Genomic DNA, 21,718 nt, shown 5'->3' on the forward strand with positions numbered 1-21,718 from the left:
CCTCTTTCCCTAACCTCAGAGCGCTTCCGCGCCCGAAATGATTTCAATCAATTCCTTGGTGATCTGTGCCTGGCGCTGACGGTTGTAGTTCAGCGTCAGCTTGTTGATCATCTCACCAGCGTTGCGCGTCGCATTGTCCATCGCACTCATCTTGGCGCCCATCTCGCCGGCGACGTTTTCGAGCAACGCGCGGAAGATCTGGACGGAGATGTTGCGCGGGATCAGGTCCGCGAGGATCGAAGCCGCATCCGGCTCGTATTCGTAGACGGCACCCTTGTGGGCTGCGTCTTGTTCGACGACGGCCGGAGCCGAAGCCGGGATGAGCTGCTGTGCCGTCGGCACCTGGCTGATCACCGACTTGAATTCGGAGTAGAACAGCGTGCAAACGTCGAATTCGCCGGCTTCGAACATATCTATGATACGCTTGCCGATGGCGTCGGCATTGTCGAAGCCGATGCGCTTGACGTCGCGCAGTTCCTTGCGCTCGACGATCAGCGATGCATATTCGCGGCGAAGGACGTCATAGCCCTTCTTGCCGACGGTGAAGATCTTCACCGTCTTGCCTTCGGCCAGAAGCTTGCGGGCATGGTCGCGGGCGAAGCGCGAAATCTGCGAATTGAAGCCGCCGCAAAGGCCACGCTCGGCCGTGCAAACGACGAGCAGATGCACATCGCTCTTGCCGGTTCCGGTCATCAGCAGCGGCGCACCGTCAGCATCGCTGACGGCAGCCGAGATATTGGCCAGAACAGCGGCCATGCGCTGCGAATAAGGCCGGGCGGCCTCGGCCGCCTCCTGCGCACGCCGAAGCTTCGCCGCGGCGACCATTTTCATCGCCTTGGTGATCTTCTGCGTCGCCTTGACGGAGGCGATCCGGTTTTTCAGATCCTTGAGTGAAGGCATCCTTGGTCCGTCCTAGAGCTTGGGCCCGATTACGCGAAAGACTTGGCGAAGCTGTCGAGAGCAGCGGTGAGCTTGCCCTTCGTCGCGTCGCTGATGGCCTTTTCGGCACGGATGGCGTCGAGGATTTCCTTGCCTTCCGAGCGGAGGTAGGACAGCAGGCCCTGCTCGAACTTGCCGACCTGAGCAACAGGCAGCTTGTCAAGGTAGCCGTTGACGCCGGCGAAGATCACCGCAACCTGCTCTTCCGTCTTCAGCGGCGAGAATTGCGGCTGCTTCAAAAGCTCGGTCAGGCGGGCACCGCGGTTCAGCAGGCGCTGCGTTGCCGCATCGAGGTCGGAACCGAACTGGGCGAAGGCGGCCATTTCGCGATACTGGGCGAGTTCGCCCTTGATCGAGCCGGCAACCTGCTTCATCGCCTTGATCTGAGCGGACGAACCGACGCGCGAAACCGAGAGACCGACGTTAACGGCCGGACGGATACCCTGATAGAACAGGTCGGTTTCGAGGAAGATCTGGCCGTCGGTGATCGAGATCACGTTGGTCGGAATGAAGGCCGAAACGTCGTTACCCTGCGTTTCGATGACCGGGAGAGCGGTGAGCGAGCCAGCGCCCTTCTCGTCGTTCATCTTTGCGGCGCGCTCAAGGAGACGCGAGTGCAGGTAGAAAACGTCGCCCGGATAGGCTTCGCGGCCCGGCGGGCGGCGCAGCAGCAGCGACATCTGACGGTAAGCAACGGCCTGCTTGGACAGGTCGTCATAGCCGATCAGCGCGTGCTGGGCGTTGTCACGGAAGTATTCGCCCATGGCGCAACCGGCAAACGGAGCGAGGAACTGCATCGGAGCCGGGTCGGACGCCGTCGCGGCAACGATGATCGAATACTTCAGCGCGCCGCGCTCTTCGAGCACCTTGACGAACTGGGCAACGGTCGAACGCTTCTGGCCGACGGCGACGTAGACGCAGTACAGCTTTTCGCTGTCCGGGCCAGCATCGTGGATGGCCTTCTGGTTCAGGATCGTGTCGAGAATGATGGCGGTCTTGCCGGTCTGGCGGTCGCCGATGACGAGCTCGCGCTGGCCGCGGCCAACCGGGATCAGAGCGTCGATGGCCTTGAGGCCGGTCGACATCGGCTCATGAACCGACTTGCGCGGAATGATACCCGGAGCCTTGACGTCGACGCGCGAACGGCGGGTCGCATTGATCGGGCCCTTGCCGTCGATCGGATTGCCGAGCGCGTCGACAACGCGGCCGAGCAGTTCCGGACCGACCGGAACGTCAACAATCGCGCCCGTGCGCTTGACGGTGTCGCCTTCCTTGATGTCGCGGTCGGAGCCGAAGATAACCACGCCGACATTGTCGGCTTCGAGGTTCAGGGCCATGCCGCGGATACCGCCGGGGAATTCGACCATTTCGCCGGCCTGAACATTGTCCAGACCGTAGACGCGGGCGATACCGTCACCGACGGAGAGAACCTGGCCGACTTCGGAGACTTCAGCTTCCTTGCCGAAGTTTTTGATCTGATCTTTCAGAATTGCGGAAATTTCCGCGGCGCGGATATCCATCAGCCGACCTCTTTCAATGCAAGCTTAAGGGTGGAGAGTTTGGTGCGAAGGGACGTATCGATCTGACGCGAACCGACCTTGACGATCAGGCCGCCAAGGATCGACGGATCGACGGTGACGACAATCGTCACGTCCTTGCCGGTGACGCCCTTCAGCGCCGCCTTCAATTCATCTTCCTGCGCCGGAGTCAGCGCATGGGCCGAGGTGACCTCGGCGGAAATCTCGCCGCGATGCTGGGCGGCGATGATGCGGAAAGCCTTGATCATGCCCGGCAGCGCAAAAAGGCGCCGATTGCTGGCCACAAGCTTCAGAAAATTGGTGACGTAAGCGCCGAAGCCGGCCTTCGTTGCCAGCGCCTGGATCGCGCCGACCTGCTCTTCAGCCGAAAAGACCGGGCTGAGGACGAAGCGCTTCAGATCTTCGCTTTCGTCGAGCATGGCTTGGAACCGATCGAGATCGGCGGCCACTGCCGGTACGGCACCCTCTTCAAGAGCCAATTCGAACAGCGACGAGGCATATCGTTCTGCGACACCAGAAACATGCTGGGATGTGTCTGCCACGGGCACAAAATTCCCTGATTTCAACCCAAGAACCAAACTTCCGGGTGACGGAAGCGATATGCCCTTGAATTCGTTTTGATTTCCCCCAGAAATCAGCAGGAGCGCGCTCCTGCCTCATCCGAAATTCGGGGTTCGTCTAACATAGGATATTGAGACTCGCAACACGCGTATTCGACGAATACGCCATTCGGGCGAATTTATGATGGCAAAATTCGAAAAGCATGGGGATAGCGCAGGCAAAAATGGCCGCGCCGGAGCCGTTTTCGGGTCAAATATAGCCAAGACCATAGAGAAAAGGTAGCGCAGCAAGAATCGCCTGCACAACCAGAAGAAGAAGACTTAGAAATATACTGCCACGATCGGACATAAGCGACAGAATGCGACCGAACGCCGCGACGCCGAAGGCGGCACCGAGCGCGAGATAGATCATCGGCTGCGCCAGCAGGATTGCCACCAAACCGAAACCCACCATGAAGCCGCCGGCCGAGCGAGCCTCGGCATAGGCTTCCGAACGGCCTTCCTTCACCTGCAGCTTGAGGAAGCGATAGGTGTAACCCGGCGCGAACATCAGGAAAAGGCCGATCAGCGCCGTAATGGCAGCCGAACAGTAGGCAAGCCGCTCGCCGAATTCGGTCGGAAAATAAAGCTCCATCGATCGCCCTCAAAATCAGCCGCGCACAAATCAGGTCAAGTGAGACGGCCGACTTATGGCATGATCCGCATTACAAGGGAAAGGTGCAGCCAGGATATCTGCCGCGCCAATCACAGAAAGCTTTGCGGATCGATATCGAGCTGCACCTGCACGGAGCCGCGCTCCTTTGGGGATTGCGCCAGCATGGCTCGCAGAAAGCTTTGCATGTCGGAATTCCGCCTGCCGTGCACGAGCAGACGGAAACGATGGCGGCCGCGCACCAGCGCGATCGGCGCTTCGGCCGGACCCAGTACCGATATGCCCGAGACCTGCGGCGCCGCATTGCGCATGCCGCGGGCATGGGTTTCGGCATCCTGCCTGCTGTCGGCCGAGACGATGATCGAGGCAAGCCGGCCGAAGGGCGGCAAGATGGCCCTCTCCCGCTCCGAGATCTCGCGCTCGTAAAAGGCACTGGCGTCGCCGGATACGATCGCCTGCATGACGGGATGCTGCGGCTGGTAGGTCTGCAGCAGTCCGTGGCTCTTCAAGCCAGTTCGGCCGGCGCGTCCTGTCACCTGCGACAGGAGCTGGAATGTCCGCTCGGCAGCGCGCGGATCGCCATTCGCCAGGCCAAGATCCGCATCGACGATACCGACCAGCGTCATCAGCGGGAAATTATGCCCCTTGGCGACGAGCTGCGTACCGATGACGATGTCAGCCTCGCCCTTGGCGATGGCCTCCAGCTCGAGCCGCAAGCGCTTGACGCCGCCCATAATGTCCGAGGAGAGCACGATCGTCCGCGCCTCGGGGAAATGCCGCTCCACCTCCTCTGCAATGCGCTCGACGCCCGGCCCGCAGGCGACGAGGTGGTCGAGCGTGCCGCATTCGGGGCAGGCCTCCGGCGTGCGCTCGGCATAGCCGCATTGATGACATTGGATCTGGTTGCGGAAACGGTGCTCGACCAGCCAGCTCGAACATTGAGGGCATTGAAACCGGTGGCCGCAGACCCGGCAGAGCGTCAGCGGCGCATAGCCGCGCCTATTGAGGAACAAGAGCGCCTGCTCGCCCTTGGCAACCGTCTTGCCGATCGCGCGGATCATGACCGGCGAAAGAAAGCCGCCGCGCTCGGGCGCATGCCGGCGCATATCGATCAGATGCAGATCCGGAAGCGCCGCATCGCCGAAGCGAGTCGGCAGATGGATTGTCGTGTAGCGCCCGCTCTGGCCGTTAACCTGGCTCTCGACCGAAGGCGTCGCCGACACCAGCACGACGGGAAAATCACCGATGCGGCCGCGCACCACGGCCATATCGCGCGCATTATAATAAACGCGATCCTCCTGCTTGTAGGCGGGATCATGCTCTTCATCGACGATGATCAGCCCGAGATCCTCGAAGGGCAGGAAGAGCGCCGAACGCGCCCCGGCCACGACCCGAACCTCGCCGGTCACAGCCTGACGCCAGACCTTTTCCCGCATCTTCGGCGCGAGATCGGAATGCCATTCGGCCGGCTTGGCGCCGAAGCGATCCTGAAAGCGTTCCAGGAAGCTGGCCGTCAGTGCGATCTCCGGCAGCAGGATCAACACTTGTTTGCCGCGCCGGAGCGTTTCAGCAATGGCCTCGAAATAGACCTCCGTCTTGCCGGAACCGGTGACACCGTCGATCAGCGAAACCGCGAACTCGCCCTTGCGCACGTCGGCCAGGATTTCGTCGGCCGCATCCTTTTGCGGCCCCTGCAGCCGCGACGCGGTGAATTCCGGATCAGGCTTGGCGACGACAGGCGGCGGCGGCAGGAAGATGGTTTCGAAAATGCCCTGCGAGATCAATCCGTCGACGACGCTGGTGGACACACCCGCCGCATGCGCAAGGCCAAGCCGTGTCCACGAAAGCCCATCGGCGGCGATCTCCATCACCTTGGCGCGAGCCGGCGTCATCCGTTCCGGCTGGCCGCCGATAAAGCGCAAGCCCTCGATCATCGGCTCGGGATCAAAGGCAGCCGGCGCTCGAAGCGCCATGCGCGCCACAAGCCCCGGCGGCGAGAGCGTATAGGCGGCAACCCAATCGATGAAATCGCGCATGTGCTTACCGAGCGGCGGGCAATCGAACACATGGCTGATCGGCCGAAGCTTCTTCGGATCGACACCACCGTCATCCTCGCCATCCCAGACGACGCCGATAACCTGCCTTGGCCCGAGTGGCACCTGCACGACCGAACCGGGCTCCACCGCCATGCCGTCAGGCACGGCATAGGAATAGGCCCGCGGCGCCGGCATCGGCACGAGAACGGGTACGGTACGGCTCATCACAGGCTTTGCGGGCGCCGCCTCGAAAAGCGCACCGAACAGATCGGAAGAATCTTTGCTCATTGCGCCAGACCATGCCCCGGACGGACGCAAAAGAAAACCCGGGAGCAGCGCACGATGGCTCGCAAAATGCGGATGGCTTGCGGCTGTCGGAAATATTCGTCCTTTGCGACAGCGTCATCAATGATCGCTATCGGCCCAGCGGACCCGGTGCGTCCTAACCGCAGATAATCATGGATCATGAGGCAAGCTGCCCGTGGCGGCCTACGAGCCCGTTAAAAAGTCTGCCATGATGGTTTCTCATGCGGTCGCGCGTCATATTCCTCACGCGATTTTCGAAACTGATCCGAGTTTTCAACGACCCATGTCCAAAGCGGGATCATGCGGATCAGGAGCCCCATTCCCAACTCGGTAAGCTCGTATTCCACGCGTGGCGGCATCTCCACCAGGTCATGGCGTGTGACCAGCCCATCTCTCTCAAGTTGTCGTAGCGTGCGTGTCAGCATCCTCTGGGTAACACCATGCATTCTTCGTCCGATATCCGCATGGCGCAGTCTACCATAGACGCCCAAGGTATGGATGACGCCCAGCGACCATCTATTCCCTGCATGGGTCAGAACTTCGCGTCTTACCCCGTCATCATCCTCGCGAAGACCATCGCAGACCGCTTGAGAATAGCTCAGGATTTCGTCTCTCGTCATCTTTCTGCCCTACGGTATCACGCGTGTACCTTCTTACGATCCTTTCTGAGAGATGCCATTTACCCGTTCCCACGAACGGTGAGAGTAGAAAGGATTTCCAAAATGAACTCCACGCAAACAACAGAAGGACAGTCGATCCTGGTCATTGGTGCCGGAGAGCTTGGTATGCCTGTACTACGCAATCTGGCGCGTAAGGCCAAGGATCATTCGGGTACAGCCGTCAGCGTCCTCTTGCGGGCGGCGACCGTTGAGTCGACCGACCCGGCAAAGCAGCGTGATGTCTCCGAGATACGCGAACTGGGGATCGAGATCGTCCCTGGCGACATCCTTAGCGCAACAATAAGTGAACTCGCAGCGATCTTCGCACGTTTTGATACCGTGATCGGTTGTGCGGGCTTTTCCGCTGGTCGAAACACACCAATGAAACTTGCGAAAGCTGCACTTGAAGCGAACCTGAAGCGCTATTTTCCGTGGCAGTTTGGCGTCGACTTCGACGTCATCGGTCGTGGCAGCCCGCAGGACCTGTTCGATGCCCAGATCGACGTGCGTGACCTTCTGCGCGCGCAAGACAAGACCGACTGGGTGGTGATCTCTACGGGAATGTTCACCAGCTTCTTATTTGAACCGATCTTCGAGGTCGTCGATCTCGAAAAGAACGTCGTCAACGCGCTGGGCAGCCTGGATACGGAAGTTACGCTGACGACTCCTGACGATATTGGTGCGTTGACCGCCGAGGTGGTCTTCGCTCGGCCAATGATCCGCAACGAGATTGTCTATCTTGCTGGCGACAGCGTGACCTACGGCCAGGTTGCCGACACACTTCAGACCGTGCTTGGGCGGCCGTTTACGAAAGCGGAATGGACAGTGCCTCAGCTCAAGTCGGAACTTGCACAGGACCCAGATAACCATATCAAGAAATATCGGGCGGTCTTTGCCGAGGGCAAAGGCGTGGCATGGCCGAAGCGCGGCAGCTTCAATGAGCGACATGGCATAAAGGTTACGACCGCTGAAGAGTGGATCAGAGAAAACCTTCGCTCCTAAGAGCAATTCCGGGAAAAGTGCGCAGCGGTTTTCCGTCCGGAATTGCGAGACAATAAAGAGATGGAGCGGCTCAGAGATTCCGTGAAAAGTGAACCGCTCTAGAACGATGCGGCCCGGCGAGGTATATGACCACGCCGGGCTGTTCATATGAATATGCCGTCGCCGCTTGCCGATATGATCGCTGCGGACGCATAAGTTTGGAAGGGACGAAATCGGATCGCCGCTATTCATCCTCATCATCAATCTCGCCGGTTAGCCGCATGCCGTCGATCCAGGTGGAGCCATCCTCACGGATCACCCGGCGCGGCCGGGCGCCGCAGCGCTCGCGAACGGCCTCCGCCAGACGTTCTGAATGGGTGACGATCCAGATCTGGCTGGTCTTTGCGGCCTCAGCAATCATGTCTGCCAGCGGCGGCAGCATATCCGGATGCAGGCTCGCCTCCGGCTCGTCCAGCGCGATCAGCGGCGGCAGGCGGTAGGACATCAAGGCGGCGGCGAGACCGAGGAACCGGATCTGGCCATCGGAAAGCTCGCGCGGCTGGAAAACACGGTTGGGAAACTCGGGCAGCATCAGGCCGAAATCCGCCGTTTCCTGTGGCTCCGGCACCACGAGCCGGGCACCGCCGAGCGCTGCGGCAAGAACCCGGTCCAGCTCGACGGTATCTTCGCGCGTATGGACAAGGGTCGCGAAAACGGCGGCGATGTTGGCGCCGTCCTCATCCAGCATAGGAGAGGTGACGGCAAGGCAAGGCGCGCGCAGCGGCGAGCCGCGATCGGTGCGGAAGCCGTGGTAGAATCGCCAGGCATCGATGGCGCGCCGAAAAGTGCCGATCTCCGAAAAATGACCGGCATCACTCAAAAGCGCGATCGCCGTTTCGGAGGTCAGGGCGTTTTCGGGATGCGCCTGCATGCGACCGCTCTCGCCGCGCACGGAAATGCCCGGACCATCGCGCTTCATCATCGTCGCTGGCCTGCTGCCGGTTTCGACCGAAAGCTCCTCGGCCTTGACCTGCGGCTCCAGCGGAAAGCCGGCGGAGGCGCTGGGCGGCCGCATGCCGGCCTCGATCCAGTAACGGAAGGCTGCCGCCCGCTCCATGTCGAGCAACTCGACATCGAAACGGATGCGGGCAGACTCATGCGAACGCCGCTTGCCCGACCACATGGCCGAGAACATGCCACCCTCATTGGAAATCTCATGCGCCAGACGCCCGCGAACCGCGGCCTGCACTAGCTGCAACGAGCGATAAAGGTTTGACTTGCCCACCCCGTTCTCGCCAATGAACAGGTTCACATCGGCGAGATCCATTCGGATCGAGCGCAGGGAGCGATAATTCCGGGCAGACATGGAGCGAAGCTGCATACCCGAGGGTTTAGCCGATTCCTATATTAAAGAGAATGCGAAAGCAGGGTCTCATCCTCGTTCGGAGGAACAAGCGGCGCGAAGCTTGCATTGCCGTCCGCCGCAAGGTCGAAGACGGTGTGCCTCTCCAGTGCCTTCGTCACTTCGTTGACGTCGCCGTCCAGATGCTCGACCGGGATGAGATTGCCGACGAGGAAATCGAACCGGTCGCCGCGCTTGTTGAGCAGCTCGTGGAACACGGTCATGTCGCGCAGCTCGGTCGACCACTTGGCGAACCAGTAGAACAGGCCGGAATTGCGCGCCGTCAGATGCACCGGCAGGATCGGCAGATTGTATTTGCGCGCCAAGCCCACGGCCGAGGTCTTCCATGGACGCTCGTTCAGCTTGCCGTTCCTCCAGTAGGCGATGCGGCCGGACGGAAAGAGCACCGTCACCTTGCCATCGGCAACGGCGCGGTTGGTCAGCTGCAGCGTCTCGCGCGTCTTTAGCTTGCTCTTATATTCCTCGCGCCACTCCACCGGAATGATCATTTCGGCGAAGCGCGGGTTGACCCGCACCGCATCGCGATTGGCAAAGATCATCATATCCGGCCGGCGCGACTTCAGAAGATCGAAGACGGCGACGCCGTCGGCAATGCCTGTGGGATGATTGCTGACGAGAATGAAGCCGCCCTTAGCCGGAATGCGGTCGGCATGAGTCACGCCGATGTCGAGGCGCAGCAGATCGCTCATATATTCGAAGCACTGGAAGCCCGAAAGCTTGGCGACATCATCGGCGAATTCGATTGCCTTGTTGTAGCGCAGCAGCGTGTAGAGAAAGGGGCGCATGAGTGGCCAGAGCGGGTTTCGGACGATCTTCTGCCCGCGCTCTGCGATCAACGTATCGACGATATGTCCTGGCTGTCCCTGGGACACCAAAGCGATTGCTTCCGCAATCTGCCCGAGTGCAGTTATCGAACCGCGACGTGCCATGAAGTATCCTGAATAGTTGGGATATATTCTATCGCAATCGAATATGATCGAAGCATGACAAGCGCCTCGCATATGGAAGGCGAACCATCCGAGATCCGGAACGAGCCATATGCAGTTTCATTGAAGTCCAGATGCGCCCCGCGGCACGAAGCGAAAACGCACCGGAAGCAGCGGGAAAATTAGCGATTCCATAACCTTCCTTCCTTCAAAGTGGCAGATGCGATCTGAATTTCAAGGGGTTTTCCACTGAACGAATTGCTTGTTATCGCCGACTCCAGGTTGATGGCGGAACGCAACCGCTGGCTCGAAGCACTTGGCCAGGAGCGGCGGCTCGCCGCCCATACGCTGAATGCCTATGAACGCGATACGCGGCAATTCCTGACCTTCCTCACCGGCCATCTCGGCGGTCCCGCGACGATCGAGGATATTCATGCGCTCCGCCCCGCCGACTTTCGCGCATTCCTTGCCGCCCGCCGCAAGGACGGCGCGGGCGCGCGTTCGCTCGGGCGCAATCTTGCCGGGCTTCGCTCGCTCTTGCGCTATCTCGAAAAGAAGGGCCTGGTGAATGCCGCGGGGGCTGCCGCCGTGCGCTCGCCGAAACAGCCGAAATCGCTGCCGAAGCCGCTTTCCGACAAGCAGGCGATTACCGTCGTCAGTGACGAGGCGCAGCTGCACGAGGAACCCTGGATCGCCGCACGCGATGCCGCCGTGCTGACCCTGCTCTATGGCTGTGGCCTGCGCATCTCTGAAGCGCTGGATCTGAAGCCGCAGGATTTTCTGCCGGGCGCAACCTCGCTGCGCATTACCGGCAAGGGCAACAAGACACGGCTGGTGCCGCTGCTGCCGATCGTCACGCAAGCGGTCGATCAATACCGCAAGCTCTGTCCCTATCATCTCGAAGCCGATGACGCCCTCTTTCGCGGCGCGCGCGGCGGCAAGCTGCAGCCGGGCATCATCCAGCACGGCATGCAAAAACTGCGCAGCGCCTTCGGGCTGCCGGATACGGCAACACCGCACGCACTTCGCCATTCGTTTGCGACCCATCTCCTGGCCGGCGGCGGTGATCTGCGCACCATTCAGGAACTGCTCGGTCACGCCAGCCTTTCGACGACGCAGGTCTATACCGGTGTCGACTCCTCGCGCCTGCTCGAGGTCTACGACCGCGCCCACCCACGCGCATAAGAAAGGATTAACCTCTCGCGTTAAGGGAATTTCCGTCTCGCTCGCGTAAAGCAGAACCATGTCCCGGCATGCCCTCCGAAAGCCGCTTTCGGACCTTAACGGTCATGCTCTCTGCGAACGGAAGATTTTGATGATTTCTGCCCTCGGGTCCAAGACGATGCGGTCGATGAAGCCGACGCTCGGCGATATCCTGTTTTGGCTTGCCACCGCCTTTCCGCTGATGCTTGCGGTGTTGCTGGTCGCGACGATGCTGACGCTGCAGCCGGCCCATGCCGAAAGCGCAGTCTCCGATAGCTGCGGCGGCAAGGATCTCATGGCCGAACTTCAAGAGAACGATCCGACAAAATACGCCTCCATCATCGCCGCTGGCGACAAGGTGGAGAACGGCAAGGGTATCTTCTGGAAGATCGAAAAGCCCGGCTTGAAGCCATCATGGCTGCTCGGCACCATGCATGTCTCGGATACACGCGTGCTCACCATGCCCAAGGGCGCTGCAGACGCCGTTGCATCAGCCGATACAATCGTTGTCGAATCGGATGAGATCCTCGACGACAAGAAAGCCGCAGCTGCCCTCTTCGCCAATCCCTCACTCACCATGCTCACCGACGGCTCGACCATCAGCCAGCATCTCACACCCGAAGAAAATGCCCGGCTGGAAGCAGGGCTGAAAGAGCGCGGCATTGCGCTTGCCGCCGTCTCCCGCATGCAGCCCTGGCTGATCTCGAGCTCCTTCGAGATGACGGGCTGCGAGGTTCGTCGCAAGACGGCCGGTGCGAAATTCCTCGATCAGAAACTCGCAACCGACGCCGCGGCCGAGGGCAAGAAGGTCGTCGGTCTCGAAACGCTGGCCGAGCAAGCCAAGGCCATGAGTGATCTGCCAGTCGCGCTGCATCTGAAGTCACTGATGCAGACGCTCGAACTGGGCGACAAGATCAACGACGTCAACGAAACGATGACGGAGCTCTATATCGCCGGCAATATCGGCGCGATGATCCCGATGCTGAAGGTGATCGAACCGGATCAGAAGATCACGGATGCCGATACCGCCGCTTTCGAGCAGCGCATCATCCTCGACCGCAACAAGGTCATGGCCGAGCGTGCCGCGCCCGTTCTCAACAAGGGCAACGCTTTCATCGCCGTTGGCGCGCTTCACCTCGTCGGCGATCAGGGCCTTGTGGCGCTGCTGCGCAAGCAGGGCTTTACGGTGACGGCGGTAAACTGACCGTTTGCATCCGCTTGCCGAGATCGGCAAGCATCGTTGCGACGATCAGCCGGTGGAATGGCGTAATGATTGCGAGATAGATCCGGCCAAGCAATATGTTCCGCCGGACAAGCGTCGTCGCATCGACCAGCCGACGCCCCTGATCGTCGTTCCGAACGTCGATGACGACCCGAAAATCGAGGTGCCGATCGTCGAACCCGAGCACGACCTGATTGTCGGACTTGCTGACGACGGGAAAGAAGCCGATCTTCTCCCACTCCTCCGCCCGAAGGTCGCTGCTGGATCTCAAACCGAACAAGCCGGTTACCGCATCGCGCACCCGTATCAGCAGCCGCACCCAAAACGGAAAGCGGCTGAGCATCGTTCGGGCGGCGGCAATCGCCGTCAGATCCGAGTTCGGAATCTTCAGTTGGTAGCAGTCAGCCCAATCGGCATCCGGCAACGCCGGATGCGGCATACGGGGCTTCACCATTAAAGGCCTTGCAGACATGATTTCATCCGCCTTTACTCGACGTATGCAGCCTATCACACGTTGCGATGCTACCCGATCGACAAATGCCGGCTGCGGCAATTTGGCCGGCAGATAATGGACTAACGCACGGCCGATCCATCCGCCGGCAATATCTTCAGCCGCCAGGATGTGTCCGGCTTCAGATAGGCCGTTGCGATGGCGCGGACATCCTCGGCGCTCACCGCCTCGTAGCCGCTGATGCTCCTGCGAATACGATCGAGACGCCGGGGATCGGTCTGGGCATCGCGAAGGTTCTGGACCCAATAGCCGTTGGTCTGCTGTGAGCGCTTCACCGCCTCGATGATCGGAACCTTGGCCCGCGTCAGTTCATCGGGCGAAACGTCTCCATGACCGAGATCGGCGGCGATCTTGTCCACCAGCTCGAAGAAATGATCCACCTTGGCGGGCGTGGTCTCGACATAAAGATAGGCAAAACCATAGCCAGGGATCGATCTCGATAGGTCGACTTCGCCCTGAGGGCTGTAAGTGGCGCCCTCGGCGATGCGGAACTGGTCGACCAGGCGGTTCTGCAGGATCGCGCCGGCGACATTGGCAGCGGCGGCTCTCGGCAGATCGGAAAGGAAATCGCCGATCGGCATGGCGACGGCGGCACCGGCGCTGTCGCTGCGCCCGTCATGAAGCCGAACGACCGAATCGATCGTCGGCGCGGGAAAATGCACACCGGAACCGTTGCTCAGTTTCTCTCCGTCGCTGCGAACCGGCAAGGCGCCGAAAGTTTGCGCCGTCAAGCGAATGGCATCATCGACCCCGACGTCGCCGGCGATGATAACTTCGATCGGCCCCTTCGAAAGAGCGGGCTGCAGGAGGCCTGCGAAATCTTCCGGCTTGGTATCCGTCAGTTGTGTCCGGTCCGGGAACGTCCAGCGCGGATCACCGGAATGCAAGAGGCCGGAAAGATCGCGACCGACCACACTGCCCGGCGTCGCCTGAAGCTGAGGAAGCATGTTCAGATAAGCCTGCTGGACCCGCTTGAAGACATCCGGACGATAGGCCGGATCGGAGGCATAGGCGGTCAGCAGCTGCAATTGCGTCTGCAGATCACGCGGCTGCGTCGTGCCCTCGAATTTGAAAGAGGCATCCTGAATGGCAAAATCGATGCTGACGACCTTTGCGGCGAAGGCCTTCTGAATGTCGTCATAGCTGATGGCCTTCAAACCGGATAGCGGCAGCGCCGGTGCCGCCCAGATCGGGAGCGCGCGATCATTGGGCAGATCCAGCCGACCGTGGCCGACTTCGGCGTGCACCAAAACCTCATCGGCACGATACTTCGTCGGTTTGACAGTCAGGCGGACACCATTGGCGAAACGCACCATGGTCACGCCGAGATCATCGACCGTCCGGCGTTCGACGACATCGCCCGGCTTGCCGAAATCGGTGTAGGGCCATGCGACCGAAGCCATCTGTTCCGGCGCCTTTACCGCCACGGCGCGCGAATCGGCATAGGCCTTCTCGACAGCGACATCGCCGCCCTCGGGCATTTGCGGGATCTGCAGCACCAGCTGCGGACCATTGCCGGCAAAGACGCGCTGAAGGGCCTGATCGACCTCCTCTGCACGCAGGTCTTTCATCGCGGCATCAAATAGCGCAAGATCGTCCGCAGGCGAGGTGAAGACCATGTTTTCACCGACGCTCCAGCTGAGCGAACCGGCAATATCCGGGCTCGCGCGCGTCCCAGCTCCGTTCGCGGCAGCCTGGAGCGTGGAGCGATACTCGGCAATTTCGCGGTCGATCTCGCTTTGGTCGGCACCAAACTGCGCTATGCGGCGTTGTTCCTGATCGATGGCCGCCAGGGCGGCCTGCCACTTCGTAGGATCGCTATCGGCGGCAATCATCACGACATGGGCTGATTTCAGCAGATCCTGCGCACCGGCCTGCGCGCTGACGAAGGGCGGATTGGGCTGCTGCGCCAGAACGGACAGGCGCCGGTTGAGAACGGCCAGGCCGATATCCTCGACCAGCTGCACGCGGCGCTTGGCCACCAAGTCGGGCGAAGCGTCGTAAGCGCGCGTCCAGGCAAGCTGCACGCGCGTCGCACCGCCGGGCACGACGACCGTACCGACGCGCGCTCCATGGCTTTGGAGGATGCCGAGATTAGGGTCGACGGGTGCAGGTGCGGCGGCGGTCCAATTGCCGAAGCGCGTGCGGATATCGGCTTCGATGGCGGCTGCATCGATATCGCCGACGACGATCAGGCTGGCGCGATCGGGGCGATAATAGGTGCGATAGAAGTCCCGCAGCAGATCGACCGGAGCGTTGCTGATGATATCGGTCTTGCCGATCGGCGGGCGCTGCGGCACGCGCTGCCCTGGCAGCAGTTGAGCGAGGAGACCAGTCCCGCCACGATATTGCGGCGTGTCGCGCAGTTTCTCTTCCGAAAGGATGACGCCGCGCTCGCGGTCGAAGGCGCCGGCATCGAGCGTCAGCTCGCTCGCCGTCTCGCGCATCAGCATCAGGCCGGTCGAAACCGTCTCCGGTTTGGCTTCCGGCAGGTCCAGCGCATAAACAGTTTCGCCGTAGCTCGTGGACGCATTGGTATCCGCGCCGAAAGCCAGGCCAAGACGCTGAAGGGTGCGCACCATCTCGCCTTCCGGCACATGGGTTGAGCCCTTGAAGGCCATGTGCTCGAGGAAATGCGCCAGACCTTGCTGGTCATCACGCTCCTGCAACGAGCCGGCACCGATACGGAAGCGGATCGCCACCTGCCCGGCCGGGGTCGCATTGTGCATGACGGCATAGCGCATACCGTTCGGCAGGGTCCCAAAGCGGATTCCCTGCTCCACCGGGAGATCGCTTGCCGCCTGAGGCCAGCTGGCGACGGGCGTTTCCGCATGGGCCGGTGCCGCAACGGTAACGAGGAGCGCGAGCGTTGTCGCAACGAAAAGTTTCAGGGATAGACGACCGGCTGGGTTTTGACGTGACATGCTTGCTTTGTTGGTGAAAACGATTGGACGATGCGATGCACGGGAGCCCGTACATCGCATCATCAGGCAAGCATTGCAATCCCGGCGTTTGTCTCGCCGGGACGGTTCGATCTTACATATGGATCGGCTTGAAGAAGGTCGCGAGTGCTGCTTCCTTCACGGCTTCCGACATTGTCGGATGCGCATGGCAGGTGCGGCCGAGATCTTCCGACGAACCGCCGAATTCCATCAGCACGGCGATCTCGTGGATCATCTCGCCGGCGCCGAAGCCGACGATATGGCCGCCGAGAACGCGGTCCGTTTCCTTGTCGGCGAGGATCTTCACGAAACCGTCCGTTGCCAGCATGGCGCGGGCGCGGCCGTTGGCGGAGAACGGGAACTTGCCGACCTTATAGGCGATGCCTGCGGCCTTCAGCTCTTCCTCAGTCTTGCCGACGGAGGCGACTTCCGGCTGCGTATAGACGACGCTTGGAATGACATCGTAATTGACGTGACCAGCCTGGCCCGCGAGGATCTCGGCAAGCGCCACGCCCTCGTCTTCCGCCTTGTGCGCGAGCATCGGCCCTTTCACCACGTCACCGATGGCATAGATGCCGGCAACATTGGTCTTGAAGTGGCCATCGATCTCGACGCGGCCGCGATTGTCAAGCGTAACGCCAGCTTCTTCGAGGCCGAGGCCTGCCGTGTACGGCTTGCGGCCCGTGGCAACGAGAACGACATCGGCATCGAGCACGACCTTGTCGCCGCCCTTGACCGGCTCGAAGGTAACCTTCGCGCCATTGCCGGACTTTTCGACGCCGACAACCTTGGCGCCGAGATGGAATTCGATGCCCTGCTTGGCGAGCATACGCTGGAACTGCTTGGAGACTTCGCCGTCCATGCCGCCGAGGATGGTGTCGAGATATTCGACGACGGTGACCTTCGCGCCGAGGCGCGACCAGACCGAGCCGAGCTCGAGGCCGATCACGCCGCCGCCGACCACGATCATCTTGCCCGGCACCTTGTCGAGCGCGATGCCGCCGGTCGAGGAGATGATGACCTTCTCGTCGATTTCAAGCGGCACGCCCGGGATGCCTGCAACGTCGGAACCGGTGGCGATGACGATGTTCTTGCCTTCGATCTCGGTGACCTTGCCGTCATCGGCCGTGACGGAAACCTTGCCGGCGGCAACGATCTTGCCGGTGCCCTGGAAGGCATCGATCTTGTTCTTCTTGAAAAGGAAGGCGACGCCGTCGACGTTCGACTTCACGGTTGCATCCTTGTGCGCCAGCATCTTTTCGAGATTGAGCTTCGGTGCTGCGACTTCAACGCCGAGCGCATCCATGCCATGGCCGGCATGATGGAACACTTCGGAAGCGTGCAGCAGCGCCTTGGACGGGATGCAGCCGACGTTGAGGCAGGTGCCGCCATAGGTCGCGCGCTTTTCGACGACTGCGACCTTCAGGCCGAGCTGCGCTGCCTTGACTGCGCAGACATAGCCACCGGGGCCGGTTCCGATAATGATTACATCGTAGGACATGCCTTAATTTCCTTGTTTAGTATCTTTGTTAGTCGGTCGCCCGTGCCAAGGCGAGGCGGATGCCGAAGCCGACGAGCGCCGCTCCGGTGATGCGGTTGAACCATTTGCCCGACGCGATGAAACGATCGCGCACCGGCTTGACGGTGAAGAAGGTGGAAACGCCGGCAAACCAGGCGACAAGCGCCGCCGCCATGCCGATGCCGTAGCTGAACTGGATGAGTGCCGGCGTATCGTGATGAACGAGCGTCGAAAACAGCGACAGGAAGAACAGCACCGGCTTCGGGTTGAGCGCATTGGTGACGAAGCCCGTCGCCAGGCAGCGCCAGACGGAAACCGGCTTGCGGTCTTCCTCGGTGATCTCGACATCCTTCACCTGGAAGCCTGCCTGACGGAAGGACTTGACACCGAGATAGACGAGATAGAGAACGCCGGCCCATTTGATCATGCTGAACAAGACAAGCGACTGCGAGACGATCAGCCCGAGGCCGAGAATGGTGTAGCTGATGTGAAAGAGCAGCGAGAAGCCCATGCCGAGCCCGGTCATCATGGCGGCGCGGCGGCCATGCACGATGCTCTGGCGCAGGATCACGGCGAAATCGGCGCCGGGCACGACGATAAAGATCGAGAACACCGCCATCAGGCCGAGGAATTCGAGAATATATTGCATCTATCGACCCTTTCCGATCAGCGACCGCCGCTCACGTCGAGCACGGCACCCGTTATATAGGAAGCGTGCGGGCTCAAAAGGTAGAGGATGGCGTCAGCGACCTCGTCGGCCGTTCCCGCTCGTTTCATCGGCAGCTGCGGTGCGATATCACGAGCTCGGTCCGGTAGCCCGGCGGCAGCGTGGATATCGGTATCGATGATTCCCGGTCGGACGGCATTGACCCTAATGCCTTCCGCCGCCACCTCGCGTGCAAGCCCCGCAGTGAACGTATCGATCGCGCCCTTGGAGGCGGCATAATCGACATATTGTCCGCCGCCGCCGAGCGTGGCGGCCATGGAAGAGACGTTGACGATCACCCCGCCCTTGCCGCCATGCCGGGTCGACATGCGGCGCACGGCTTCAGCCGCCGCCAGCATCGAACCCGTGACGTTGATGCGGAACATGCGATCGATCCGTTCTGGCGTCATCTCATCCAGGCGCTGGATGACATCGACGATGCCGGCATTGTTGACGAGCCCGTCGATGCGGCCGAAATGCGCGTCGACCTTGGCGAAAATGGCTTTGATATCCTCAGGCTTGCCGACATCTCCAGGGATCGCGATCGCCTCGCCGCCGGCGCCAACGATCGTCCCCACCACCGCTTCGGCCGCATCCTTGTTGGACGCGTAATTGACCGCCACGGCCCAGCCATGCTGAACGGCTGCCAGGCAAATCGCGGCGCCGATGCCACGGCTGCCGCCGGTGACAAGAAGAACAGGTGCGTCGTCGGTCATTGATTGCATCCTTTCAGACTAAGGACATCCCAGGGCGCGACTGTCGCCTTGCCCTTGCCCCAGAGGGACGATTTCTGGATCGAGGGACCGAGCGCGGGCAGAAAAAGCCGGTCAGCCGCGCCCTCACCTTCCGCCGGCAGCGCACGAATATGGCCCTTCAGATCCGAGGCATAGACCATGCCCTGCCACACGGTGCAGGCTCTGAGATCGGCCCCGGTTACATCCCCTTCAGGGCATTCGAACATGATCCGTCCATCGGCGCGCAGCTGATCGTCGCTGCGCATCACGATCCCATCGGCCACGATATTGGTGTTGCGCACTGTGAGCTTGAACCTGTTGCTGACGGACGACTCCGTTTCCATGGGTTCGAAGCGCAGCTCATAGGCATTGTCCATATCGACATAGACAGCCTTTTCCTGCACGCACTCTTCCGCCTGCGCAGCGACGGGAGCGACCGCCCAAGCGAACGTTACCAAGGGCATCGAAGCCAGTTTTGTCATCATGGTCCGAGCCGGCATCATCATTGCCCTCCCGGCTCACGCCGGCCGTCGGCATTTTCCATGACGCCGAAATCGGTGAACAGAACCAGCGGCTTGCCGGCGGCATCCAGCCCCCAGAACACCGGATAGAAGCCATCGCCCCAGCCGCTCGAGAAGATGGCGACGTTGCCGCGCTTGCCCGATATCGGTCGGTGCATGGCGTAATCGTCCTTATTGGGCTGCAGCTCGGATGCCAGAACATCATCGTAATAATTGATATCCGACGTCGCCTTCTCCGCCTGGACCTGTTTTTCGCGCTCCTGGATCAGCGCGTAGGTCTCGGCATCCATGTAGCAGCCAAGACCGGCATCGACCGGATAACCGAAGAACTCATCGTTCTTCAACGAATTGATATCCTGGCCGGGGACCACGGCCAGTTCCCAGCGCACCGGCTTGCCCTCGGCAAAACGCATGCTGGCCGCGGCGGTGCGGCCGAAGGCTTGATATAAGGTGACGGGATAGTCGCCGGGAGAAACCGTGCGAGTAAATGCCGCGCGGTCAGGCCCGACGAGCGGGTCGCTTGCGACGATGCGCCCGGAGGTCAGTTCCACCTTGCCGATGCGCAGGACCTTGATCGAGCGGGCGGCAAGATCGGCGTCGACAAGCGACGCCAGATCGAGATTGCTGCTGAACTTGGAAATGTCGAGTTCGCCCGCGCCGGCGGAGGATGGCACCCATGCGGCGACGGCGCACAACAATCCGCGCAGCGTCCGCATGGGCCATGTCGACATGATCCAACGCTCCCCTTAGAGATCGAGAACGAGACGTTCCGGATCTTCCAGGCTTTCCTTGACACGCACGAGGAAGGTCACCGCTTCCTTGCCGTCGACGATGCGGTGATCGTAGGAGAGCGCCAGATACATCATCGGGCGGATGACGACCTGGCCGCCGATGGCGACGGGACGCTCCTGGATCTTGTGCATGCCGAGGATGCCCGACTGCGGCGCATTGAGGATCGGCGAGGACATCAGCGAACCGTAGACGCCGCCATTGGTAATGGTGAAGGTGCCGCCCTGCATATCGGCCATCGCCAATGTGCCGTCGCGGGCAGCCTTCGCCAGGCGTCCAAGTTCCTTCTCGACTTCCGCGATCGACATCTGGTCGGCATCACGGATCACAGGAACGACAAGACCCTTGTCGGTGCCGACAGCCATGCCGACGTGGCAGTAGTTCTTGTAGATGATGTCGGTGCCGTCGATCTCGGCGTTGACAGCCGGCAATTCCTTCAGCGCGTGGGTGACGGCCTTGGTGAAGAAGCCCATGAAGCCGAGCTTCACGCCATGCTTCTTCTCGAAGATGTCCTTGTACTTGTTGCGCAGGTCCATGACGGCCTTCATGTCCACCTCATTGTAGGTGGTGAGCATGGCGGCGGTATTCTGTGCATCCTTGAGGCGCTTGGCGATCGTCTGGCGCAGGCGTGTCATCTTGACGCGCTCTTCGCGGCTGACGTCCTCGACGGCGGTCGGGGCGCGAGCGGCAACGGGTGCTGCCGGTGCAGCGGCGGGAGCCGAAGCAGCCTTGGCGACAGCAGCGATGACATCGCCCTTCAGGACCTGGCCGCGCTTGCCGCTGCCTTCGACCTGATCGGCAGACAGATTGTTTTCAGCAAGCAGCTTACCGGCGGCCGGTGCCGGCGGCATGGAAGAGGCCGGAGCGGAAACGGCGGGGGCGGCAACCGGTGCAGCAGCGGCAGGGGCCGGAGCAGCGGCGGCGGGTGCAGCAGCCTGTGCCGGAGCGGCTGCAGCGCCGTTGCCGGCGGAGATCTGGCCGAGCAGCGCGCCGAGACCTACGGTTTCGCCGGCCTGGGCAACGATTTCGGAAAGCGTACCGGCGGAGGGCGCCGGAACTTCGATCGTCACCTTGTCGGTTTCGAGTTCGAGAAGCGGCTCATCGGCCTTGATGGCATCGCCGACCTTCTTGAACCAGGTGCCGACGGTCGCCTCGCTGACGGATTCGCCGAGGGTAGGAACGCGGATTTCAGTGGCCATTGTTCAAATCCTGATTTTTCGTCTTTATGAGTTGGATGGAATTCCGGCGACAGAGGACCGGAGAATGAGTGAGGGCATCGGCGAGATTTCGATACGGAAACCGAGCCCGGCGAGAAGAACGGGATCGGCATCACCAAGCGACTTGGCCGCATCGGCATGCTCGACGTCGATGATAGCCACGCCGAAAGCGGCACCGGGCGCGAAGACCGGGCCGACGACAATTGCCGTCCCGGCATTCGCATGTTCTCGCCAATAGGCGGCGTGCTGCTGCATGGCGGCCATCTCCTCCTCCGTGGCGTCATGCGGGAAGCTGGGGCGCGGCGGCACAAGTTTCAGATGAAAATAGGCCATC

At 61.2% G+C, this 21,718-nt stretch carries 20 protein-coding genes; 3 read left to right on the top strand and 17 right to left on the bottom strand.

Features of this window, described 5'->3' with window-relative positions; all coding sequences use genetic code 11:
• Positions 1 to 15 precede the first annotated feature (15 nt).
• The 6 genes from ACK83U_RS14205 to ACK83U_RS14230 all read right to left on the bottom strand — a co-directional run bounded on the left by ACK83U_RS14205 (position 16) and on the right by ACK83U_RS14230 (position 6,651).
• Positions 16 to 900: a F0F1 ATP synthase subunit gamma gene (locus ACK83U_RS14205; protein WP_112336385.1), complete on the bottom strand. Its 885-nt coding sequence runs from the start codon at positions 898 to 900 to the stop codon at positions 16 to 18.
• Positions 901 to 929: 29 nt separating this feature from the next.
• On the bottom strand, positions 930 to 2,459 hold the full coding sequence (gene atpA / locus ACK83U_RS14210; RefSeq protein ID WP_112607789.1) for a F0F1 ATP synthase subunit alpha: 1,530 nt from the start codon (positions 2,457 to 2,459) through the stop codon (positions 930 to 932).
• The gene (locus ACK83U_RS14215) at positions 2,459 to 3,025 is read right to left on the bottom strand and encodes a F0F1 ATP synthase subunit delta (RefSeq protein WP_112607791.1); all 567 of its coding nucleotides are present in this window, start codon (positions 3,023 to 3,025) and stop codon (positions 2,459 to 2,461) included. Before ACK83U_RS14215 ends, atpA begins: the two co-directional genes overlap by 1 nt.
• Before the next feature lie 262 nt (positions 3,026 to 3,287).
• Positions 3,288 to 3,671 carry a DUF4345 domain-containing protein gene (locus tag ACK83U_RS14220; protein ID WP_112607793.1) on the bottom strand — a complete coding sequence of 128 codons (384 nt, stop codon included), beginning with the start codon at positions 3,669 to 3,671 and terminating at the stop codon, positions 3,288 to 3,290.
• 110 nt (positions 3,672 to 3,781) lie between these two features.
• The gene (locus ACK83U_RS14225; protein ID WP_112607795.1) at positions 3,782 to 6,013 is read right to left on the bottom strand and encodes a primosomal protein N'; all 2,232 of its coding nucleotides are present in this window, start codon (positions 6,011 to 6,013) and stop codon (positions 3,782 to 3,784) included.
• Between the two features lie 212 nt (positions 6,014 to 6,225).
• Positions 6,226 to 6,651, bottom strand: a complete 426-nt coding sequence (locus tag ACK83U_RS14230; RefSeq protein ID WP_112413870.1) for a winged helix-turn-helix transcriptional regulator — start codon at positions 6,649 to 6,651, stop codon at positions 6,226 to 6,228.
• Positions 6,652 to 6,753: 102 nt separating this feature from the next.
• Here ACK83U_RS14230 and ACK83U_RS14235 point away from each other — a divergent pair, with 102 nt between their 5' ends.
• Positions 6,754 to 7,692: an aromatic alcohol reductase gene (locus ACK83U_RS14235; RefSeq protein ID WP_112607797.1), complete on the top strand. Its 939-nt coding sequence runs from the start codon at positions 6,754 to 6,756 to the stop codon at positions 7,690 to 7,692.
• Positions 7,693 to 7,915: 223 nt separating this feature from the next.
• Here the strand turns inward: ACK83U_RS14235 and ACK83U_RS14240 are convergent, their stop codons facing one another.
• Both ACK83U_RS14240 and ACK83U_RS14245 read right to left on the bottom strand, forming a co-directional pair.
• Positions 7,916 to 9,052: an AAA family ATPase gene (locus tag ACK83U_RS14240; RefSeq protein ID WP_112607799.1), complete on the bottom strand. Its 1,137-nt coding sequence runs from the start codon at positions 9,050 to 9,052 to the stop codon at positions 7,916 to 7,918.
• A gap of 26 nt (positions 9,053 to 9,078) precedes the next feature.
• On the bottom strand, positions 9,079 to 10,023 hold the full coding sequence (locus ACK83U_RS14245; RefSeq protein ID WP_112607801.1) for a 1-acyl-sn-glycerol-3-phosphate acyltransferase: 945 nt from the start codon (positions 10,021 to 10,023) through the stop codon (positions 9,079 to 9,081).
• A gap of 246 nt (positions 10,024 to 10,269) precedes the next feature.
• On the opposite strand from ACK83U_RS14245, the gene ACK83U_RS14250 reads away from it, so the two are divergent.
• Together ACK83U_RS14250 and ACK83U_RS14255 are read left to right on the top strand one after the other, a co-directional pair.
• Positions 10,270 to 11,205, top strand: a complete 936-nt coding sequence (locus ACK83U_RS14250) for a tyrosine recombinase XerC (RefSeq protein WP_112412637.1) — start codon at positions 10,270 to 10,272, stop codon at positions 11,203 to 11,205.
• A 130-nt stretch (positions 11,206 to 11,335) separates the two neighbouring features.
• The gene (locus ACK83U_RS14255; protein ID WP_112607803.1) at positions 11,336 to 12,427 is read left to right on the top strand and encodes a TraB/GumN family protein; all 1,092 of its coding nucleotides are present in this window, start codon (positions 11,336 to 11,338) and stop codon (positions 12,425 to 12,427) included.
• Here ACK83U_RS14255 and ACK83U_RS14260 read toward each other — a convergent pair.
• The 9 genes from ACK83U_RS14260 to ACK83U_RS14300 form a co-directional block, all read right to left on the bottom strand.
• Positions 12,405 to 12,917: a DUF2867 domain-containing protein gene (locus ACK83U_RS14260; protein WP_412474650.1), complete on the bottom strand. Its 513-nt coding sequence runs from the start codon at positions 12,915 to 12,917 to the stop codon at positions 12,405 to 12,407. The two genes, ACK83U_RS14255 and ACK83U_RS14260, sit on opposite strands and share 23 nt — an antisense overlap.
• A gap of 101 nt (positions 12,918 to 13,018) precedes the next feature.
• On the bottom strand, positions 13,019 to 15,880 hold the full coding sequence (locus ACK83U_RS14265) for an insulinase family protein (RefSeq protein WP_112607957.1): 2,862 nt from the start codon (positions 15,878 to 15,880) through the stop codon (positions 13,019 to 13,021).
• A gap of 112 nt (positions 15,881 to 15,992) precedes the next feature.
• The gene (lpdA, locus tag ACK83U_RS14270) at positions 15,993 to 17,399 is read right to left on the bottom strand and encodes a dihydrolipoyl dehydrogenase (RefSeq protein WP_112412633.1); all 1,407 of its coding nucleotides are present in this window, start codon (positions 17,397 to 17,399) and stop codon (positions 15,993 to 15,995) included.
• 28 nt (positions 17,400 to 17,427) lie between these two features.
• Positions 17,428 to 18,066: a LysE family transporter gene (locus ACK83U_RS14275; protein WP_112607807.1), complete on the bottom strand. Its 639-nt coding sequence runs from the start codon at positions 18,064 to 18,066 to the stop codon at positions 17,428 to 17,430.
• 17 nt (positions 18,067 to 18,083) lie between these two features.
• Entirely contained in the window at positions 18,084 to 18,839 is a 756-nt protein-coding gene (locus ACK83U_RS14280) for an SDR family oxidoreductase (protein WP_112607809.1), read from the bottom strand.
• The gene (locus ACK83U_RS14285; RefSeq protein WP_412474854.1) at positions 18,836 to 19,339 is read right to left on the bottom strand and encodes a hypothetical protein; all 504 of its coding nucleotides are present in this window, start codon (positions 19,337 to 19,339) and stop codon (positions 18,836 to 18,838) included. Before ACK83U_RS14285 ends, ACK83U_RS14280 begins: the two co-directional genes overlap by 4 nt.
• Positions 19,340 to 19,359: 20 nt before the next feature.
• Positions 19,360 to 20,109, bottom strand: a complete 750-nt coding sequence (locus ACK83U_RS14290) for a DUF4241 domain-containing protein (RefSeq protein ID WP_112607811.1) — start codon at positions 20,107 to 20,109, stop codon at positions 19,360 to 19,362.
• A 15-nt stretch (positions 20,110 to 20,124) separates the two neighbouring features.
• Positions 20,125 to 21,366: a 2-oxoglutarate dehydrogenase complex dihydrolipoyllysine-residue succinyltransferase gene (gene odhB, locus ACK83U_RS14295; protein WP_112400500.1), complete on the bottom strand. Its 1,242-nt coding sequence runs from the start codon at positions 21,364 to 21,366 to the stop codon at positions 20,125 to 20,127.
• Between the two features lie 24 nt (positions 21,367 to 21,390).
• Positions 21,391 to 21,717 (bottom strand): YciI family protein, encoded by a 327-nt coding sequence (locus ACK83U_RS14300; RefSeq protein WP_112607813.1) that lies wholly within the window; start codon positions 21,715 to 21,717, stop codon positions 21,391 to 21,393.
• Position 21,718 lies beyond the last annotated feature (1 nt).

Origin of the sequence: Rhizobium sp. WW22, assembly GCF_047041135.1 — a bacterium.
Classification (GTDB): Bacteria; Pseudomonadota; Alphaproteobacteria; order Rhizobiales; family Rhizobiaceae; genus Rhizobium.

Excerpts from the sequence above, each read along its gene's own strand:
- ACK83U_RS14230 (WP_112413870.1), bottom strand. The coding sequence starts at position 6,651 with ATGACGAGAGACGAAATCCTGAGCTATTCTCAAGCGGTCTGCGATGGT.
- ACK83U_RS14225 (WP_112607795.1), bottom strand. The coding sequence starts at position 6,013 with ATGAGCAAAGATTCTTCCGATCTGTTCGGTGCGCTTTTCGAGGCGGCG.
- ACK83U_RS14260 (WP_412474650.1), bottom strand. The coding sequence starts at position 12,917 with ATGTCTGCAAGGCCTTTAATGGTGAAGCCCCGTATGCCGCATCCGGCG.
- ACK83U_RS14220 (WP_112607793.1), bottom strand. The coding sequence starts at position 3,671 with ATGGAGCTTTATTTTCCGACCGAATTCGGCGAGCGGCTTGCCTACTGT.
- ACK83U_RS14290 (WP_112607811.1), bottom strand. The coding sequence starts at position 20,109 with ATGTCGACATGGCCCATGCGGACGCTGCGCGGATTGTTGTGCGCCGTC.
- ACK83U_RS14245 (WP_112607801.1), bottom strand. The coding sequence starts at position 10,023 with ATGGCACGTCGCGGTTCGATAACTGCACTCGGGCAGATTGCGGAAGCA.
- ACK83U_RS14205 (WP_112336385.1), bottom strand. The coding sequence starts at position 900 with ATGCCTTCACTCAAGGATCTGAAAAACCGGATCGCCTCCGTCAAGGCG.
- odhB (WP_112400500.1), bottom strand. The coding sequence starts at position 21,366 with ATGGCCACTGAAATCCGCGTTCCTACCCTCGGCGAATCCGTCAGCGAG.
- ACK83U_RS14285 (WP_412474854.1), bottom strand. The coding sequence starts at position 19,339 with ATGACAAAACTGGCTTCGATGCCCTTGGTAACGTTCGCTTGGGCGGTC.
- ACK83U_RS14265 (WP_112607957.1), bottom strand. The coding sequence starts at position 15,880 with ATGTCACGTCAAAACCCAGCCGGTCGTCTATCCCTGAAACTTTTCGTT.
- ACK83U_RS14300 (WP_112607813.1), bottom strand. The coding sequence starts at position 21,717 with ATGGCCTATTTTCATCTGAAACTTGTGCCGCCGCGCCCCAGCTTCCCG.
- ACK83U_RS14240 (WP_112607799.1), bottom strand. The coding sequence starts at position 9,052 with ATGCAGCTTCGCTCCATGTCTGCCCGGAATTATCGCTCCCTGCGCTCG.
- ACK83U_RS14280 (WP_112607809.1), bottom strand. The coding sequence starts at position 18,839 with ATGACCGACGACGCACCTGTTCTTCTTGTCACCGGCGGCAGCCGTGGC.
- ACK83U_RS14235 (WP_112607797.1), top strand. The coding sequence starts at position 6,754 with ATGAACTCCACGCAAACAACAGAAGGACAGTCGATCCTGGTCATTGGT.
- ACK83U_RS14275 (WP_112607807.1), bottom strand. The coding sequence starts at position 18,066 with ATGCAATATATTCTCGAATTCCTCGGCCTGATGGCGGTGTTCTCGATC.
- ACK83U_RS14255 (WP_112607803.1), top strand. The coding sequence starts at position 11,336 with ATGATTTCTGCCCTCGGGTCCAAGACGATGCGGTCGATGAAGCCGACG.
- atpA (WP_112607789.1), bottom strand. The coding sequence starts at position 2,459 with ATGGATATCCGCGCCGCGGAAATTTCCGCAATTCTGAAAGATCAGATC.
- lpdA (WP_112412633.1), bottom strand. The coding sequence starts at position 17,399 with ATGTCCTACGATGTAATCATTATCGGAACCGGCCCCGGTGGCTATGTC.